Below are 18,091 nucleotides of genomic sequence, written 5' to 3' on the forward strand. Positions count from 1 at the left end.
AATTTTTGATGTTACGGGTAAATTAGCTATTCGTTCTTTTCCTTTCGGTTAAGAAAACGCTTTCATCTATAATTGAGGACGTTATATGTTAATTTTCATTATGATTGCTTCAGTGTTGCTGTTGCTCTTATTAATTATGAAATTCAGAGTTCACGCTTTTGTGGCATTAATTATTGTGAGTTTACTCACCGCACTTGCGACAGGCGTGCCTTTTAAAGATATTCTGCCAACTTTAACAAAAGGTTTTGGCGGTACGTTAGCTTCTGTCGCATTGCTTGTGGGCTTGGGCGCAATGATTGGGCGTTTACTTGAGATCACTGGCGGTGCAAAAGTGTTGGCAGATACGCTTATCAATAAATTTGGTGAGAAAAATGCCCCATTCGCACTTGGTTTTGCTTCTTTATTATTTGGTTTCCCAATCTTCTTTGATGCTGGTTTAGTGGTGATGTTGCCGATTATCTTTAGCGTAGCAAAACGTTTTGGTGGCTCGGTATTACGCTATGCCTTACCTGCCGCAGGGGCATTTGCTGTAATGCACGCCTTTGTTCCACCACACCCTGGCCCGGTGGCATCGGGTGATTTACTCGGCGCAAATATGGGCTTATTAGTCATTGTTGGCTTGGTGTGCGGTATCCCAACTTGGTACATTGCAAGCTATTTATTCAGCCAATATTTAGGCAAAAAAATTATGGTTGATTTGCCAAAAGCATTCTTAAATGCCAATGCAATCAATGAAACTGCGGTGTTAAATCCCCCAAGTTTTGGCAAGGTTTTAACCATTCTTCTGTTACCTTTAGTGCTGATCCTATTTGATACAGGATTGAACACCCTTTCTGTTGTGGGTGTGGTAGATGGCTCGCAAGCTTGGGTTCAAGGCTTACGTTTGTTAGGCAAAACGCCTGTGGCATTGCTTATTACCCTAATCGTTACTATTTTGTTATTGAAAGATCAGCGTAGCAACGAGCAAATCGAGAAAATCTGCGATAATGCCCTTGGCCCAATTTGTTCAATCGTGTTAGTAACAGGGGCTGGTGGTATGTTCGGTGGCGTATTGCGTGCAAGTGGCATTGGCGATCAACTTTCTGCAATGTTTGCCGATACGGGTATGCCTGTGATTGTTGCAGCGTTCATTATTTCAATGACATTGCGTGTAGCACAAGGTTCAGCCACTGTGGCATTAACAACAACATCTGCACTCATTGCTCCAACGATTGCTGCAACGGCAGGATTAAGCCAACTTGATTTATGCTTTATCGTCATTGCCATTGCATCTGGCGCAACCGTATTCTCCCACGTTAATGACAGTGGATTCTGGTTAGTAAGCCGTTTCTTAGAAATGGATACCAAAACCACATTAAAAACTTGGACTGTGCTAGAAACCCTTATCGGTTTCACCGGTTTCGGCTTTGCTTTAGTAGGAAGTATTTTGTTCTAATTTGATGAATACTGAATACACAAAATCCTCCTGCGGGAGGATTTTTTTTGTGGTAAGAGTGATAATCAAAAGTGCGGTGGAAATTGGGGAAGTTATTTGTTCATAGTATATGCGGATGCTCGGTATTACAATATTCGCAAAATCCCTATCCAGAATTAGTTTCAATTCACGGCCATCTGGGAGATGGCCGGCGTCAGCAAGGATATTTACCGCCCCTAATGCAGGGTTTCAATTCACGGCCATCTGGGAGATGGCCGGTGACTTCACCAGCTTTAACCAAAGCAGACGTGCTGTTTCAACTCACGGCCATCTGGGAGATGGCCGGCGCCCTACCACACTTTTAGTGCCACCAAGCCTAGTTTCAACTCACGGCCATCTGGGAGATGGCCGGATCGCCTGGTATGCAGAAAGCGACCGCTTAGCGGTTTCAATTCACGGCCATCTGGGAGATGGCCGGTGCAATTTCTGCGTTTTTTGTTGGATCTGTATCTCAGTTTCAATTCACGGCCATCTGGGAGATGGCCGCCGCTAGATCGTGGCGGTTTTTTGCGTTAAATCGCGTTTCAATTCACGGCCATCTGGGAGATGGCCGGCAAGATCTAACATATAGACGGATCTAGATAGCAGTTTCAATTCACGGCCATCTGGGAGATGGCCGTTGCTTAAGCTCTTTGATTTTCATTGCAGGCATTGTGTTTCAATTCACGGCCATCTGGGAGATGGCCGTAGTCGATAAATTAATTGGAGAGTAATATAATGATAGTTTCAATTCACGGCCATCTGGGAGATGGCCGCTTAAATTACCTTGTTCGATTTCTCTCTGTTGCTCGTTTCAATTCACGGCCATCTGGGAGATGGCCGAAGTTACGTTTTCCTAATCTATCGATTTTTGTTATGTTTCAATTCACGGCCATCTGGGAGATGGCCGGTTGTCCAAACTTTGCGTTGAATAAGGTAAGTGGTTTCAATTCACGGCCATCTGGGAGATGGCCGTATTGGTAATAAAGACTATAGCTTTACTGCAACAGTGTTTCAATTCACGGCCATCTGGGAGATGGCCGGTGATTTTTTTTACGTTTATTTCTTTTTCGGTGGGTTTCAATTCACGGCCATCTGGGAGATGGCCGAAAGTGCGTTGTTTTTTCTTATCTGTTTCGGATAAGTTTCAATTCACGGCCATCTGGGAGATGGCCGTTTTGCTCCAAAATGTAATACTACACCCACAAAAAGTTTCAATTCACGGCCATCTGGGAGATGGCCGTTCTGTTTTTGGCACAATCGAAAAAGATTGTGTAAGTTTCAATTCACGGCCATCTGGGAGATGGCCGATGCAGGCTTCGTGATTTTACATTCAGGGTAGTTAGTTTCAATTCACGGCCATCTGGGAGATGGCCGAAATTGCTCGGCTGTCCGTGGTTTTACTTTTAAAGGTTTCAATTCACGGCCATCTGGGAGATGGCCGTTCATTAATCAAAATGTGAAGTTACAAAGGGCAGGGTTTCAATTCACGGCCATCTGGGAGATGGCCGCACCTGTGTTTTTATCACCTTGTAAATAATAGGCGTTTCAATTCACGGCCATCTGGGAGATGGCCGGAGTTTTACCGCTTAGGCGTTGAGCAGTATGACGAAAGTTTCAATTCACGGCCATCTGGGAGATGGCCGTTCCAAGCGTTGCGGTATATGGTGAACAGTAACGAGTTTCAATTCACGGCCATCTGGGAGATGGCCGTTTAACACCACAACGATCCCACTGATGCAACCATTGTTTCAATTCACGGCCATCTGGGAGATGGCCGCTACGTCAGATGGTTCAACATTAAGTACTAAAGATGTTTCAATTCACGGCCATCTGGGAGATGGCCGAGCACAGGGGAAAAACATAACAAAAATAAGGTGTTAACCTTATTATTTCGCTAATCATTCTTTTCTGTGCGAGAATGGATTATAGCATAATCATTGCCAAATAAAATTTAGAATTAATTATTTGATTTTTAAAGAACGATGATACTTCGCTAAGCTAGTAGGAATTTGATGAGAACAGTAGGTTAGCGATTATAGAATTATGGCATCTTGGAAAATATCAATCGATGGTTTGGCTCCGTGATGCTCCACTTTTCTGCGCCATTTACTTCCTAAATGGTAAAAACGCAAACTATCAGTTTCAGGATTATAGGTATCCAATAGTTTGGATTTTAATACCACCCATTGATCAGGGGCGATATCACATTCAAACACGGAATATTGCACGCGAACACCATAATCAAGACAATGTTTCGCAATACGACGCAAACGCGCTTGACCTTGTGGATCATCAAGAGAAATATCATAAGTAATCAGCATTAACATATTGTTATCCTAACGCATTAAAAATGGGGGATATTGCGCTAAATCACCGCGTAAATGCCGTGCTAGTAGCATTGCTTGTATATGGGGTAATAATCCTATTGCAACATTTTCCTGCAAAAATGGGTGGAGTATTTTTTCTTGCTTCTTCGCTTGCCAAGCTTGGAATAGGCTTTTTCGCATTTCAGGTTTCAAATTAACTGCACCGCTACTTTCTTTTACAAAATCACTTAGTTTAATTTGCCCACGGTTAATTAGGCTTAATACGGTTCTATCCACCCACCAAGCACGAAATTCTTCCAATATATCTTGTGCTAAACTATCTCTGCCCGGACGATCAGCATGTAAAAAGCCAATTTGTGGATCTAGCCCCACACCTTGCAAAGCACCGCTAATTTCCTTACCTAAAATACTATATAAAAATGATAACAGCGCATTCACTTCATCACGCGGTGGACGGCGTGAACGTCCGTGAAAAGTAAAACCGTTCTTATCCCGCAATAAATGATGAAAAACACTAAAGTAACGAGATGCAGCTTCGCCCTCAATGCCACGAATAGTATCCAACTCGTCAGCTTGCTTAAGCTCCCTTAAACGTGCATTTAAACCATAAATAGCCTGTTGAATTTCTTGATTTTCACCATAATTTCGTAACTGGCGTTGCAACACACGCTTAGATGATTGAATTTTAGCTGCGATAATATGACGTGCAATGGTGGTAGGTTTTTCTGCTGAATATTGATATTGCGCTCGACGTAATAATACATTTCCACTTTGCCGGCCTTGTAGGCGCCCTAAATAGCGCCCATTTTCAGTGAAAAAGGCAAGATTTACATTATTTTCGCCACAAAATCCCATTAAAAATGGAGACACTAACACATTACCAAAACAGAATATATGTCCAATAGAATGAATAGGAAGCTGTGCCACTTTTTTACGCTCTTGTTCAATCACAAGCGTTTCTCTTTCTTTATGCAAATAACTGCCTTGTGTCGTGATATAAATGGTATTTTGTAGTTTTTTCATCGTAAAAATTCACCTAATTAAGATTAAAAAACTCATCATTTTTATACCGCACTTTGCTTTTATTCTTTCTCATCAAACAACCTTTTGATATAAGATTGCGATTTATCTTTTTCCAATAATGCAGGCTGGCAAAGCTCAATTAAAGAGCAAGCCTTACAGTGTTTTCCATATTGTGGTGCAGGCGTTATACCGCTTTCTAACAATGCTTGTACATTCGCAATGGTATCTAATGTTCTGTTTCTTAATTCAGCTGAAAACAGAACGGGTAAGCGATGTCGCGTTTGTAAATACCATATCGCCCCTTCCGTAATAGACTGCCCTGTCATTTCTTCTAAACATAATGCTTGAGCGCAAAGTTGAATTTCATCAATAGGTTCAAGTTTGGGTTTGCCACGTTTGTACTCTACGGGCTTTAATTGACCTGAGCTAAGATCTTGCTCTACGAGATCCAAAATCCCAGCTAATCCAAGCTGTTGCGCGCAAACATGGACGGTTCGCTCAAAGCGAATTCCCTTACGGCTTTCAGGCTCGCCTGAATCGACACGCTCGTGCAAGGTTCTTCCTTGTGCCGTAAGCAAGTTTTCTTCCCACGCTTGCTCATTATGGATTAACGCACATTGGCGTGGGCAGAAAGCATAATGCTGTAATGCCGAAAGGGAAACGATATACATTGGTTAAATTAATTCTTCAATCGTTACGCCTGTTAACCCATCGGTATTCACTGAGATACGGTAATCATCAAATGATTGTGCAGGCATTGCTACATCACCATTCACGCGCTCAACGGTAACTCGCTCAAATAATTTATGCGCTGGTTGATTGCCTAAGGCGTCTTGATGTTTAAATACCACCAGTTTGCGCGCCACCATTTCACCACGCGCGGCAGAATGATCGTGTTCAAACATCAGCTGTAAAGCCTGCCATAACTTCTGTAAATCTTCCTCGCTAAAGCCCGTTTTCTCTGCTAATTTTGCTGAAATAAAGCCATGTACACGATAAAGTCCATAAGGAACAATGGCTTTACGTCCCATAGTACGCTCTTTTTCAAGGTCTTTCTCGTTGGTTACTGCCATACGCGTAATAGAAAGCTCCACTGGAACAATTGGATCGATTGATTGTGCAAAGGCAAATTGCACTGGACCACGAACTTGGCCACTATTGACTTCAGTCGTCATTACTGCGCCAAAACTACGAACATCAAAGAAATTTTTGCACATCCATGCGGTAATTTCGCGTGCTTTGGCTTCATCTTTCGGTAGTTTTTTCGCTTCAGGCTTGATGGATAAAGCTTCATAGGCACGTTTATTTTGTAAATTCAACACGCTTTTTTCTTTCACATAAATCTCGTAGCCTGGCTCATTTTCATAGCATAATTCAATAAAATTACGGATCTTACGTTTTAAACAAACATCTGTAACCAAGCCTTTGCTGGTTTCAGGATCCATGCGCGGTAAATTTCCTGCATCAGGATCACCATTTGGATTCCCGTTAGTAACATCAAAAAAATATACAAATTCATAACGATTCTGGATAGTCATTTTTTACTCCTTGATTGATTCGGTTTCATCAGCATTGACTTTTTTGCTGAAATAACGTTCTTTTTCTTGATAATAGCCTAATGCAAAGCGTCCTTGTTCCTCAATATTCAAATGACGCGGGAAAACGGTTGGTAATTTTGCTAAAATTGCGGCAAGCTCCTTACTTAAATTAATCGCCATCCCCACTTTGTCTTTCTTTAAGCGAGAAAAATGATGCTGAGCCCCTTTCAGAAGACGTGGGAAAACTGAATACGGCACAGTAGATGCCGAGGCATAATAACGATCGACAATATTTGCATTGAGATCACCCAACGCTTGGTATTGAACGCGTTCTAACAACGCAAACAATCGTCCAAGAAGATAAGCTGTATGATCCGTATTTTCATCTAATTCCATAGGAACTCCTTGTTTTATCAAATCTTTTCTAAATCGCCGCTGAAGTACGGCTTTAACCATTGCAATTCTTAATCCTGTTATTTGCCCATCCGCTCTAAATCGCATCAGTAATTGAGATAATAAATTCATCGGATAGAGACTATCAGTAAAAATAGCTCGAGCCAGCTCTCCTGCGAGTACAGGGGAAATATTTTCAGATTTACCTTTACCAGTGCGATCTAATGGCGTTGTTTGCAATAATAAACGCCAAATAGAAGGCGGAGTCTTCCAAGGGCGAGGCTTAAGTGCAAGATCCTGCCAATGCATCGCTAAATTATTGGCTAGCTCACCAAAACTGGTTTCCAACCAAAAACGAATAGAAATTCTTGAGGCATTTGGCGCTAAACCTAAAATGAAAAAACGGGTACTCGGCGCTATCCCGAGATTAATCTCTTGCAAAGGTCTGCCTTTACTCATTTTTTCTAGCATATCAAAAATAGGGCTATTCTCTTGCTCATCATCAGGCGGTGTCAAAAAACCTGCAAAAAATTGTTCCGCCAGCTCCGCTTGTTCAACATCTTCTGCTTCTGCCCAAAAAACGGTACTTGTATCGCCAATCATCAAATGATGATTTTTGTTGCGTAATAAATAATTTAACGCTGTGGTATAAGCAAACGCAGCTTGTTCTGAAACAGGCGCATTATCACCTTGATCCTTATTAAAAGAAGTAAAGGCATCTTTATTGAAAGAAATAATTGAGCCGCCCGAGCTTTGTCCGCCCTGAATACCTTTAATAGAAGGATGCAAGCGTGCAATAGGGGCTTTTTCCCCCGTAATTAAACAAATTCCTTCCGTCTTATCATTCGTGGATAATAGACCTGCCCATAAATTTTGCGCTTCAACACTTTGGTGAATATATTGATTTTCACCATCTAGCTTAAATACAAGGTTGGCATCTAATATTTCAATTGGGCAAAGAGAGTCCGTAAATTTTTCAGGCTCCCAAGTTGTTAAGAATTTCACCAAGGCTTGCAAGCCTTTATCTTGGGTATCCGCGAATGCCTCTAAATGAAACTGTTTGAACGCATCGAAAGTATGACGAGAAAGCAACGCTGGCTGCACTTTCGCACTGGCTTTATCCTGATTGGCTTCCACCCCGAGCACATAAGCCGTTTTATCCCATAAAAAGTTCGGTTTTATGCCAGATGTTCGTTTCACTGCTTGGGGAACATTGATTAACTTCGCTCTCGGCTTTTTGTCATCAGTAAAATTAGGAATGACATCAACCAACTCACCCTTTGAATTTAACACTAAGATATAGCCAATTTTTTCTTCACTGAATCCATAAGAAGGAACTTTAGGCTCACCGGTATCACGATCCTTTTGGGCAGATAAACGCTGATAATAACGAACAAGTGATAACAAAATCACGATACCACCTCCTCGGCCATAAAAGGCGGCACCGTAATAATGCCATCTTGCATTTTGGCTCTAAAAAAGTGCGGTGTATTTTTATTCTGAAAATCAATATCGTGCAACATCCAACCTAAATCACGCTGACGATCATTTTCATCTAACAAACATTCTGGTAACGCCTCATCTTCATTAATAAAGGCAAATTCAGCAGGAAACTCCCTCACTCCCATACAAGGTTGTTGGAAGCATTGTCCTTTCATCGCTCGTCGTTTAAACATCTCTAAATGCTTGGTTAGATTATCACTTTCGCCCGCTTTATCCGTCATTACAATATGAGCTTCAATAACATAAGCAACATTTTTTAATACGGTAGCAGCTCGTTGTTGACGATCTTCTTCAATAATAGTATAAAGTCCTTCAACACTTTTACGTTTCATTGCCCCACTTACTTTAGTGGCTGGTAGCTTACTGCCCAATTCATTTCGGCGAATAGATTCAAACTGGATAGGTTTCAGCACATAGATCTTATCTATCACCCAGTTTATTGCGGGCTTCCAATGGATCGCTGATAATATCCCCCGCGCAGCTGAAGGGGTTATCACATCATAAGATACCCGTTCCACCTTCATTTCTGGGCGGGTGAAACAGGCATAGTCCCCCCAAATATGTAATCTCACTTTATTTTTCATTCACTACTCCATTTATTCTATGGTTATGCTATGACAACTTACCAAGCACAATTTTCCGCAGCAATAAATTCTGGCGTATCCCAATTTAATCCAGAATGTTCACTATATAAATCCCGATTAATCAAATAATAAAACTGCTCACCGAAACGCTCTCTATTGATTAAATCAAGCGCGCCACGCTGATAAAGTGCGGTCAAAATTTTCTCAGAAATTTGGATCGTATAGGGTTGCAACTTGCGTAAAATCCCCCCAATTTGTTCGGCATTTTGCAGGCTATCGATAAGTTTTTCAGCCTCTTCATTAAAAGGAATAATCAAAGGCACAAGATGGCTTTGAATCATTTGAAATTTCTTCGCCATAGTTTCAAAAGGGAAATTTAGCCTTGCATTATGGCAATCTGCTAAAATGCCTGCTTTATCAAGTTCACTCCCCTTTGAAGCATAAACCTGCTTGAAATAATTTAAAATAGCATCTGGTGCCAGTAAATCAGACTGATGCGAGCGTACAACCGAGCGCATACAGGCCGAAAGTACGTTTAACTCCGCTGGCGGCTTCCACTGCTCTTCTGGCTTAAAAATAAAGACTAAACTTTCGCTCTGCGCCCGTTTACCCTCACGATTACAACGTCCTGCCGCTTGAGCAACGGAATCTAAGCCTGCTTCCGCACGCATTACCATCGGGAAATCAACATCAACACCCGCCTCAATTAAGGATGTGGAAATCACCCGACAAGGCTTGCTATCTTTCAAGCAATGACGAATCTCATCAAGTATTTGCGTACGATGTTTAGCACACATCAAGGTGGAAAGATGAAAACATCCCTCCAAGGATTTCGCTAAATGATACAAATGCTGAGCGTGCTTGCGATTATTGACAATAATCAGAATTTGTAGATTTTCAGTTAAATAATTGAGTAACGACTCATCTTTTTGTTCACCAATATGCTGTACAGTGGTACGCGCCAATCGTTCAAATAATTGCTCAGGATTTGGCGCAATTTCGCGTAAATTCTCAAATCCTTTATAGAAACCGTGTTGCTGATGAATCGCAGGTTGAGTCGCGGTACACATTACCACCGAACAGCGATAATTATGCGCAAGTTCATCAATGGCTGCCATAATCGGACGTAATAAATTGAGCGGTAACATTTGTGCTTCATCTAAAATAATCACACTTCCCGTAATATTATGTAACTTACGGCAACGAGATGAACGATTTGCAAATAAAGATTCAAAAAATTGCACCGCTGTGGTTACCACAACAGGCATATCCCAATTTTCAGAAGCTAAGCGCAATTTATCTTTGCTATTTTTATCCGCCAATTTTCCATCATCAAAGGTACTATGATGCTCTAACACCGCTTTCTCACCAAGCTCGCCAAATGCTTGGCGAAATTGTGCAGCATTTTGCTCAATAATACTCGTAAAAGGAATCACATAAATAATACGGCGAAGTTGGTGAATCTTAGCGTGCTCAAGAGCAAATGCCATTGAGGTAAAAGTCTTTCCACCACCAGTTGGCACGGTTAAAGTAAAAAGTCCAGGTGGTAGTACGGCTTGCTGTACCGCATAATCAAAAATCTGACTACGCAGTTGATTCAGCGAAGAAGCTTTCTGATTAGCTGAAGATTGTCTAAATTTTGACTGAATAAATTGATTGAAATGATGCTGTAAGGTAATAAGATCTGGATAATTACCCCGTTCAACGGAAACATTTTGCCCTTTGGCATAAAAAGCTTCTGTCTCTAAAAAATCCGCATCGACCAAACAAGAATAAAGCATTCGGGTAAAAAAAGACAAAGAGAAAAATTGCTCTGTTTTTGATGGTGTGATAGCAGGAAAAGAAAGTTTATCGGCTAACGGAATTTCATCTTGCCAAGCTTTATCTAAAGCAGGAATGATATTTTCTAAGCGCTGAGCTAAGGTTGTTAGCTCCCCTTCTCGCGAACCATTCGCTAACCCAGCGTGATGCCCTGCAATACAAAATGCCATCAGCCAACCGAGTTGAGGGTATTTTTCTATGGCTAATTTTGCCCCTGCAGTTGAATGATCAACCCGCGGCCCACCACGCAAACGCGCTTGATATGGCTCACTATACTTACCAAAGTCGTGTAGCAATCCCATATGATATGCAATCTCTTGAGCGCCAAAATATTGCGCAAAATCAGCTGCCATTTTCGCAACATTGATCAAATGATCACTTAACAACTGCCAATCTTTCTCTGTCGGATCTTCTGTTGAATGTGCGAAAAAAACCATACACGCTACCGCTTTAAATGCTCATCATTAGGCGGAAGTATATAAAAATCCCCTTATCTTTCAATCAGCAAAACAAAATTTTGTGATACATTTCACATTGTTTTTGGAAGTGCTTAAGAGAAACTTAGTAAATTTCTTCCTAAACTTACTATCGATAATTCAAAATAAAAAAATCTGCACGCATTTCTGTTGTGCAGATTTTTTATTATTTGATTATGAATACTAATTATTCTTCAATGCTACGCAATAATTCGTTGATGCCTACTTTGCCTAAGGTTTTGGCATCAACTTTTTTCACGATAACGGCGCAGTATAGGCTGTATTTGCCGTCTTTTGATGGAAGGCTGCCCGATACAACCACTGAGCCTGCTGGTACACGACCGTAGTGGATTTCGCCAGTTTCACGATCATAGATTTTGGTGGATTGGCCGATGAATACGCCCATTGAGATTACACAGCCGTCTTCTACGATAACACCTTCAACCACTTCAGAACGCGCTCCGATAAAGCAGTTGTCGCCGATAATGGTTGGGTTAGCTTGTAATGGCTCTAATACGCCACCGATACCAACGCCGCCTGAAAGGTGAACATTTTTACCGATTTGCGCGCAAGAACCAACGGTTGCCCAAGTATCTACCATTGTACCTTCGCCAACGTAAGCACCAATGTTTACATAAGATGGCATTAATACCGCATTTTTGGCGATATATGCACCTTTACGCACGGTTGCTGAAGGCACAACACGGAAACCTTCTTGTTGGAAACGTGCTTCGTCATAATCTGCAAATTTAAGGGCTACTTTGTCGTAATATTTGGTTTCTGCGCCGTCAATCACTTGGTTGTCGTTAATGCGGAAAGAAAGCAATACCGCTTTTTTCAACCATTGGTGAGTTACCCATTCACCATCAATTTTTTCTGCAACACGGTATTTGCCGCTGTCTAAGCCTTCGATCACTTCTTCGATCGCAGCACGCGTTTCTGCATCTACGCTTTTTGGCGTGATTTCTGCACGGCGTTCAAATGCCGCTTCAATGATAGTTTGTAAATTTGACATATTTTGTTTCCTATTCAAATGAAATAAAAATTTAAAGGGTTATTTTTACCATATTTCCGCTCAAAACTCACCTGTTATCTGAAATTTCTTTCTATTTCAGGCGGATAAACATTGATAAAAAATTACCGCACTTCCAACACGATATCATCAAATAATTTTTTCACGGCGTTGTTATCGTGCAAACGCTCCGCTTGCTCCACCATTGGGCGGGTTAAATGCGGTGAAAACATATTGATAAAATCGTACATATAATTGCGCAAGAAAATGCTATGTTTGAAAGCAATTTGCGTCATACTGGAACGGAAAATATGGCTGGCATCGATCGCCACTAGATCTTTATCTTCTGGCGTATGTGCCATTGAAGCCATAATCCCCACGCCTAAGCCTAAACGCACATAGGTTTTGATGACATCAGCATCAGTGGCGGTAAACACAATATTCGGCAATAACCCTGCGCTGTTGAAAGCATAATCCAAATCAGAAACGCCGGTAAAACCGAAGGTATAGGTAACAAGGGGATATTTACTCAGTTCTTCAATCGTCAGATGTTGACATTGCGCCAAGGGATGATCGTTTTTAACGATCACAGAACGATTCCATAAATAACAAGGCAGTAGCACCAAGTCATCAAATAAATATTGTGCTTCCGTGGTGATCGCCAAATCCACTTCGCCAGAAAGCAATGCGTCATAAATTTGCGTTGGCGAACCTTGATGAATATGTAAGCTCACATCGGGATATTTTTTGGAAAAACGCTCTACCACAGAAGGCAACATATAACGCGCCTGCGTGTTGGTGGTGGCAATGCGTAACACGCCGTGATTAGGCTGCGTATATTCATCTGCCACAGCTTTAATACTTTGCGTTTTCACCAATAATTCGCGCGCAATCGCAACAATTTTTTTGCCCGCTGGGGTAAGGGCTTTGATATGTTTACCGTTGCGCTCAAAAATCTCTAAGCCTAATTCATCTTCCAACAACCGCACTTGTTTGCTGATCCCCGGCTGCGAGGTGAACAAAGTATTTGCCGCTTCGGTTACATTCAAATTTTGATTTACGATTTCAACGATATAACGTAATTGCTGAATTTTCATCATCACTCCTTGATCAAAGTGCGGTGCTTTTTTATGAAATTTTTTAGGCTTTTTATAGAATTTTTAAGCTTTTTTGTAACGTTTATTCATATCCGCATAACGTTTTACCGCACGGCGGATTTGCCCAGTTTTGGCACGTCTGCGTTGTTTGGTAACGTCTAGTTTGCTTTGGGTTTCTGGCTCAAGCCCCACCAATTCGCGCAGATAATTCACATTGGTGAGATCCATTTCTTCCCAACCACCGCGCGGTAAGGTTTTCATTAATTTGATATTGCCGTAGCGAATGCGGATCAAACGGCTGACTTGAATGCCTTGCGATTCCCATAAACGGCGAACTTCACGGTTACGCCCTTCCATTAGGGTAACGTCAAACCACTGGTTCATTCCTTGTCCGCCCATTGGCTTGATGGCTTTGAAATTGGCAGGCCCATCTTCTAACTGCACGCCTTTGCGTAAACGGGCGATCATTGCTTCGTCCACCTGACCAAAAACACGCACGGAATATTCACGTTCCACTTCACGGCTTGGGTGCATTAAGCGGTTTGCTAATTCGCCGTCTGTGGTAAACAGCAATAAGCCAGAGGTGTTAATATCCAAGCGTCCTACCGCAATCCAGCGCGATCCTGTTAAGCGTGGCAAGCGGTCAAACACGGTGGCGCGCCCTTCTGGATCGTGGCGAGTACAAAGTTCGCCCTCAGGCTTGTAATACATCAACACGCGACACACTTCTTTTTGCGCTTGTTGTAAATTCACAACGTGTCCGTCAATGCGGATTTTTAAATTCGCATTCACCACAACACGATCGCCCAGTGTTGCCATTTTGCCGTTTACGCTGACCCGATTGGCGGCGATCATCGCTTCAATTTCACGGCGAGATCCTTGCCCTGCGCGCGCTAACACTTTTTGTAATTTTTCCCCTTCCACTTTATGGGAGGCAGAAAGTGCGGTCTTTTTCACCGCACTTTTTTCTTTGCTTTCGGCATTTGATGCGAAAGGCTTGTCTGTACGTTTTCTTTCCGTGTTATTTTTTTCAGCAAAACGCATTCCCTTGGCGGCATTACGTTGTGAATAAGATGTTGTTTTCATATTTCCTCTTGTCGCTTTCCCAAGCGTCTAACAGCTTGAAAAGATTAAATAAATGGCGTGGTTGAACCGCTACCCTCACGCAAAATCACTGGCGTGTTGTCGGTTAAATCCACCACCGTTGTTGGCTCTTGCCCTAAATAGCCACCGTTAATAATTAAATCCACTTGATGTTCTAAACGATCGCGAATTTCCTCTGGATCAGATTGCGTAATAAATTCTTCCCCTGGCAACATCAAAGAACAAGATAAAATCGGCTCGCCTAAAGTATTTAATAAGGCCAGCGCAATTTGATTATCTGGCACGCGTAAGCCAATGGTTTTGCGTTTTGATGTCATCAAACGGCGTGGCACTTCTTTGGTTGCGGTAAGAATAAAGGTATAGCGCCCAGGCGTGTTATTTTTAATCAGTCGATACGCCATATTATTCACTGTGGCGTAGGTTGAAAGTTCTGATAAATCGCTACACACAAGGGTGAAATTATGATTTTCTGGCAGTTGGCGAATTTGCACAATGCGATCCATTGCGTGCTTATCGCCGAGCATACAGCCCAAGGCATAACCTGAATCCGTTGGGTAAACAATCACCCCACCTTGTTTCAAAATATCCACCGCTTGATTAATCAAACGCGGCTGCGGATTTTCTGGATGTATATAAAAAAATTGGCTCATAACCTTTATCCTGTCATCATTAACTTGGGCATTATACCGAAATTCCCCGTTGATTATAGGGTTAGGGGAAAATAAATTTATCTAAAATAAACTTACAAATTCTCCAACCCAAACTGATATAACGCATTTTTCTTATAGCCATAAAGATCTGCGACAATCGCGGCGGCTTTTTTGAGCGGGAGTTCTTTGGCGATAAGAGTTAAGGCTTTGATGGCCTCGGGGGAAAAGCTTTCTTCTTCGCTGCTCACATTTCCTTCCACGATCAGTACCATTTCGCCTTTGCTACGGTTTGGATCTTCGCTCACCCATTTGCGTAATACGCCGACTTCATCGCCGTGAATAGTTTCCCAAGTTTTGGTCAGCTCGCGTGCTAGCACCACATAACGCTCTGCGCCGAATACCTTTTCCATATCCGCAAGGCAATCTAAAATGCGGTGGGTGGATTCATAGAAAATCAAAGTGCGGTCTTCTTTTGCGAGATTTTCCAATTTATCGCAACGGGCTTTGGATTTGGCAGGCAGAAAGCCTTCAAAACAAAAACGATCGGAAGCAATGCCTGAGGCGCAAAGCCCTGCTATTGCGGCACAAGCGCCTGGAATTGGCACAATTTTAATCCCAGCTTGGCGACATTTTCTCACCAGATGAAAGCCCGGATCACTAATCAGTGGCGTACCTGCATCTGAAACTAAGGCGATCGTTGTGCCTTGCAATAGTTTTTCGCACAGAATATCGGCTTTTTGTTGCTCATTATGATCGTGCAAGGCAAAAAAAGGCTTTTTAATGCCGTAATGACTCAGCAATAAACCACTATGGCGCGTATCTTCTGCAGCGACTAAATCCACTTGTTCCAACACTTGTAATGCGCGTTGGCTAATGTCTTGCAAATTGCCAATGGGCGTTGCCACGATATATAAAATTCCAGTTAAATTGTCCATTTTTACTTCTTTTATTTGATTTTAATTATTGAGATAAGTAAGATCCCCGAGATTGTTTTCAACAACGGAGTAATTATGACTATTCTATTACAACGCATTAATTTAAAAAATCGATTAATGCCTTTTTTATTTGCATTGGTTTTGGCGGGCTGTACCAATTTGTTCGGTAACAGCTTTACAAATGTGCTGAAAAATGATGCAAATGCCAGTTCGGAATATTACATCAATCAAATTCAACGTACACAAAATCTTGAAGATCAACAAACTTATAAATTGCTAGCTACGCGTGTGTTGGTGCGTGAGAATAAAATCCCGCAAGCACAAGCAATGCTTTCCGAATTGAAAGATTTAAACGAAGAGCAACTTTTAGATAAATCGCTGATTGAAGCGCATATTGCTGCCGTGAAAGGCAATAATCAAAATGCTGAAACGCGTTTAAAAATGATCAACTTAGCGTTACTAAGTCCTTCACAAAAAGCGCGTTATTATGAAGTAATGGCGCGTGTGGCGCAAAATCGTAATCAGGTTATTGATGCGGTAAAAGCGCGTATTCAAATTGATGCGTTATTAACTGATAGTAAAAGAAAACAAGAAAATAACGACCGCACTTGGGCGTTATTGCGCAGTGCAAATCGTGGCTTAATCAATGGCACACCAGCAAATGGTAATACGGCATTAGGGGGTTGGTTAGCGTTAGCCAAAGCCTATAACGATAACTTAAATCAGCCCGCACAATTAAGCCAAGCATTACAAAATTGGAAAGCAATGTATCCAAGCCATTCTGCGAGCTATTTGTTCCCAACAGAATTACAAGGCTTATTTAATTTCCAACAAACGCAACTTGGACAAGTGGCATTATTATTGCCATTAAGCGGTGATGCACAACTTATTGGTAGCACCATCAAACGTGGTTTTGATGATGCTAAAGGCGATTCAGCCATTCAGGTTAAGGTGTTTGACACCCTTTCTACTCCTGTTGAAAATATCATTGAACAAGCCAAACTAGAAGGCATTACTACTATCGTTGGACCATTGCTGAAACAAAATGTGGATCAATTAACCAATCGTGCCGATCTTCTACAAGGCTTGAATGTGCTAACCCTTAATTCTACGGCAAACTCTCGTGCTATTGGTCAGCTTTGCTATTATGGCCTAGCGCCTGAAGATGAAGCAGAATCTGCGGCAAATCGCATTTGGAATGAGGGCATTCACAATCCGTTAGTGATCGTGCCACAAAATGATTTAGGCCAGCGTACTGCATCAGCGTTCAACACCCGTTGGCAAAAATTATCTGGCACCGATGCTAACGTAAAATTCTATAACCGTGCTGATGATATTAGCTTTGCTTTACAAGCAGGCATTAATGAGAATATTAAAGGCTTATATATCGTTGCCACCAATACTCAATTAAGCGAATTAAAAACCGTGATTGACAACACCAATGCAAACTTAAAACTTTATGCAAGTTCGCGCAGTAATTCATCTAACAACGGCCCTGAATATCGCTTATTAATGAATGGCTTAGAATTTAGTGATATTCCATTCTTTAAAGATGTGGATTCTGCACAATACAAAAAAGTGGCAGGCTTTACCAATGGTGATTATTCCTTAATGCGTTTATATGCAATGGGCGCAGATGCGTGGTTATTGATCAATCAATTCAATGAGTTACGCCAAGTTCCTGGCTTCAACATTAACGGTTTAACCGGTAAATTAAGCGCAGGCCCGAATTGTAATATCGAACGTGATATGACGTGGTATCAATACCAAAATGCGTCAGTGGTTGTATTAAGCAATTAATATGTTTAAATCCAAACGTCAGCAAGGGGCGAGCTTTGAGCAACAAGCTCGCCTTTTTTTGCAATCTAAAGGGCTAAAATTTATTGCCGCCAACCAGCATTTTAAATGTGGTGAACTGGATTTAATTATGCAAGATGGCGAAACCATTGTTTTTGTTGAAGTGCGGCAAAGAAAAAATGATTTTTTTGGTTCTGCCGTGGAAAGTGTAGATTGGCAAAAACAACAAAAATGGCTAGATGCCGCCAATATGTGGCTGGCAAAACAAGATTGCAGCCTAGAAGATACCGATTGCCGTTTTGACTTAGTGGCATTTGGTAATACAATACAAGACTTACAGTGGATTCCTAATTTTCTTGATGAATAAGTCTGATA

14 protein-coding genes, 1 pseudogene and 1 CRISPR repeat array are annotated in these 18,091 nt (G+C 41.7%); of the genes and pseudogenes, 3 read left to right on the plus strand and 12 right to left on the minus strand.

The window, feature by feature from the left end:
• The first annotated feature begins 85 nt into the window (after window positions 1-85).
• Window positions 86-1,435 carry a GntP family permease gene (locus tag L5B76_RS01860; protein WP_265754016.1) on the plus strand — a complete coding sequence of 450 codons (1,350 nt, stop codon included), beginning with the start codon at window positions 86-88 and terminating at the stop codon, window positions 1,433-1,435.
• A 158-nt stretch (window positions 1,436-1,593) separates the two neighbouring features.
• A CRISPR array of direct repeats spans window positions 1,594-3,300; the repeat unit is 32 nt; unit sequence GTTTCAATTCACGGCCATCTGGGAGATGGCCG.
• Window positions 3,301-3,489: 189 nt separating this feature from the next.
• On the opposite strand, the gene cas2 is transcribed toward L5B76_RS01860, so the two are convergent.
• The 12 genes and pseudogenes from cas2 to rsmI form a co-directional block, all read right to left on the minus strand.
• Window positions 3,490-3,783: a CRISPR-associated endonuclease Cas2 gene (gene cas2 / locus L5B76_RS01865; RefSeq protein ID WP_103853153.1), complete on the minus strand. Its 294-nt coding sequence runs from the start codon at window positions 3,781-3,783 to the stop codon at window positions 3,490-3,492.
• Between the two features lie 9 nt (window positions 3,784-3,792).
• Complete coding sequence (gene cas1c / locus L5B76_RS01870; protein ID WP_265754017.1) at window positions 3,793-4,806, minus strand: type I-C CRISPR-associated endonuclease Cas1c; 1,014 nt, start codon at window positions 4,804-4,806, stop codon at window positions 3,793-3,795.
• 59 nt (window positions 4,807-4,865) lie between these two features.
• The gene (gene cas4 / locus L5B76_RS01875) at window positions 4,866-5,477 is read right to left on the minus strand and encodes a CRISPR-associated protein Cas4 (protein ID WP_265754018.1); all 612 of its coding nucleotides are present in this window, start codon (window positions 5,475-5,477) and stop codon (window positions 4,866-4,868) included.
• Between the two features lie 3 nt (window positions 5,478-5,480).
• The gene (gene cas7c / locus L5B76_RS01880) at window positions 5,481-6,344 is read right to left on the minus strand and encodes a type I-C CRISPR-associated protein Cas7/Csd2 (RefSeq protein ID WP_265754019.1); all 864 of its coding nucleotides are present in this window, start codon (window positions 6,342-6,344) and stop codon (window positions 5,481-5,483) included.
• A 3-nt stretch (window positions 6,345-6,347) separates the two neighbouring features.
• On the minus strand, window positions 6,348-8,150 hold the full coding sequence (gene cas8c, locus L5B76_RS01885) for a type I-C CRISPR-associated protein Cas8c/Csd1 (protein WP_265754020.1): 1,803 nt from the start codon (window positions 8,148-8,150) through the stop codon (window positions 6,348-6,350).
• A complete protein-coding gene (gene cas5c / locus L5B76_RS01890; protein WP_265754021.1) occupies window positions 8,147-8,824 on the minus strand; it encodes a type I-C CRISPR-associated protein Cas5c in 678 nt (225 codons plus the stop codon). The genes cas8c and cas5c overlap by 4 nt, the downstream gene beginning before the upstream one ends.
• Before the next feature lie 38 nt (window positions 8,825-8,862).
• Entirely contained in the window at window positions 8,863-11,082 is a 2,220-nt protein-coding gene (gene cas3 / locus L5B76_RS01895) for a CRISPR-associated helicase Cas3' (RefSeq protein ID WP_265754022.1), read from the minus strand.
• A gap of 226 nt (window positions 11,083-11,308) precedes the next feature.
• The gene (dapD, locus tag L5B76_RS01900) at window positions 11,309-12,136 is read right to left on the minus strand and encodes a 2,3,4,5-tetrahydropyridine-2,6-dicarboxylate N-succinyltransferase (protein WP_194750137.1); all 828 of its coding nucleotides are present in this window, start codon (window positions 12,134-12,136) and stop codon (window positions 11,309-11,311) included.
• 122 nt (window positions 12,137-12,258) lie between these two features.
• Window positions 12,259-13,230, minus strand: a complete 972-nt coding sequence (gene cysB / locus L5B76_RS01905) for an HTH-type transcriptional regulator CysB (RefSeq protein WP_265754023.1) — start codon at window positions 13,228-13,230, stop codon at window positions 12,259-12,261.
• A gap of 63 nt (window positions 13,231-13,293) precedes the next feature.
• A pseudogene (gene rluB / locus L5B76_RS01910) lies at window positions 13,294-14,205 on the minus strand (23S rRNA pseudouridine(2605) synthase RluB); the annotation flags it as partial.
• A 155-nt stretch (window positions 14,206-14,360) separates the two neighbouring features.
• Window positions 14,361-14,984 (minus strand): L-threonylcarbamoyladenylate synthase, encoded by a 624-nt coding sequence (locus tag L5B76_RS01915; RefSeq protein ID WP_265754025.1) that lies wholly within the window; start codon window positions 14,982-14,984, stop codon window positions 14,361-14,363.
• A 92-nt stretch (window positions 14,985-15,076) separates the two neighbouring features.
• On the minus strand, window positions 15,077-15,919 hold the full coding sequence (rsmI, locus tag L5B76_RS01920) for a 16S rRNA (cytidine(1402)-2'-O)-methyltransferase (RefSeq protein WP_265754026.1): 843 nt from the start codon (window positions 15,917-15,919) through the stop codon (window positions 15,077-15,079).
• Between the two features lie 75 nt (window positions 15,920-15,994).
• On the opposite strand from rsmI, the gene L5B76_RS01925 reads away from it, so the two are divergent.
• Both L5B76_RS01925 and L5B76_RS01930 read left to right on the plus strand, forming a co-directional pair.
• A complete protein-coding gene (locus tag L5B76_RS01925) occupies window positions 15,995-17,719 on the plus strand; it encodes a penicillin-binding protein activator (RefSeq protein ID WP_265754027.1) in 1,725 nt (574 codons plus the stop codon).
• A 1-nt stretch (window position 17,720) separates the two neighbouring features.
• A complete protein-coding gene (locus L5B76_RS01930) occupies window positions 17,721-18,083 on the plus strand; it encodes a YraN family protein (protein WP_103852552.1) in 363 nt (120 codons plus the stop codon).
• Window positions 18,084-18,091: the final 8 nt, after the last annotated feature.

It is taken from the genome of Avibacterium sp. 21-594 (genome assembly GCF_026226815.1).
Lineage (GTDB): Bacteria > Pseudomonadota > Gammaproteobacteria > Enterobacterales > Pasteurellaceae > Avibacterium > Avibacterium avium.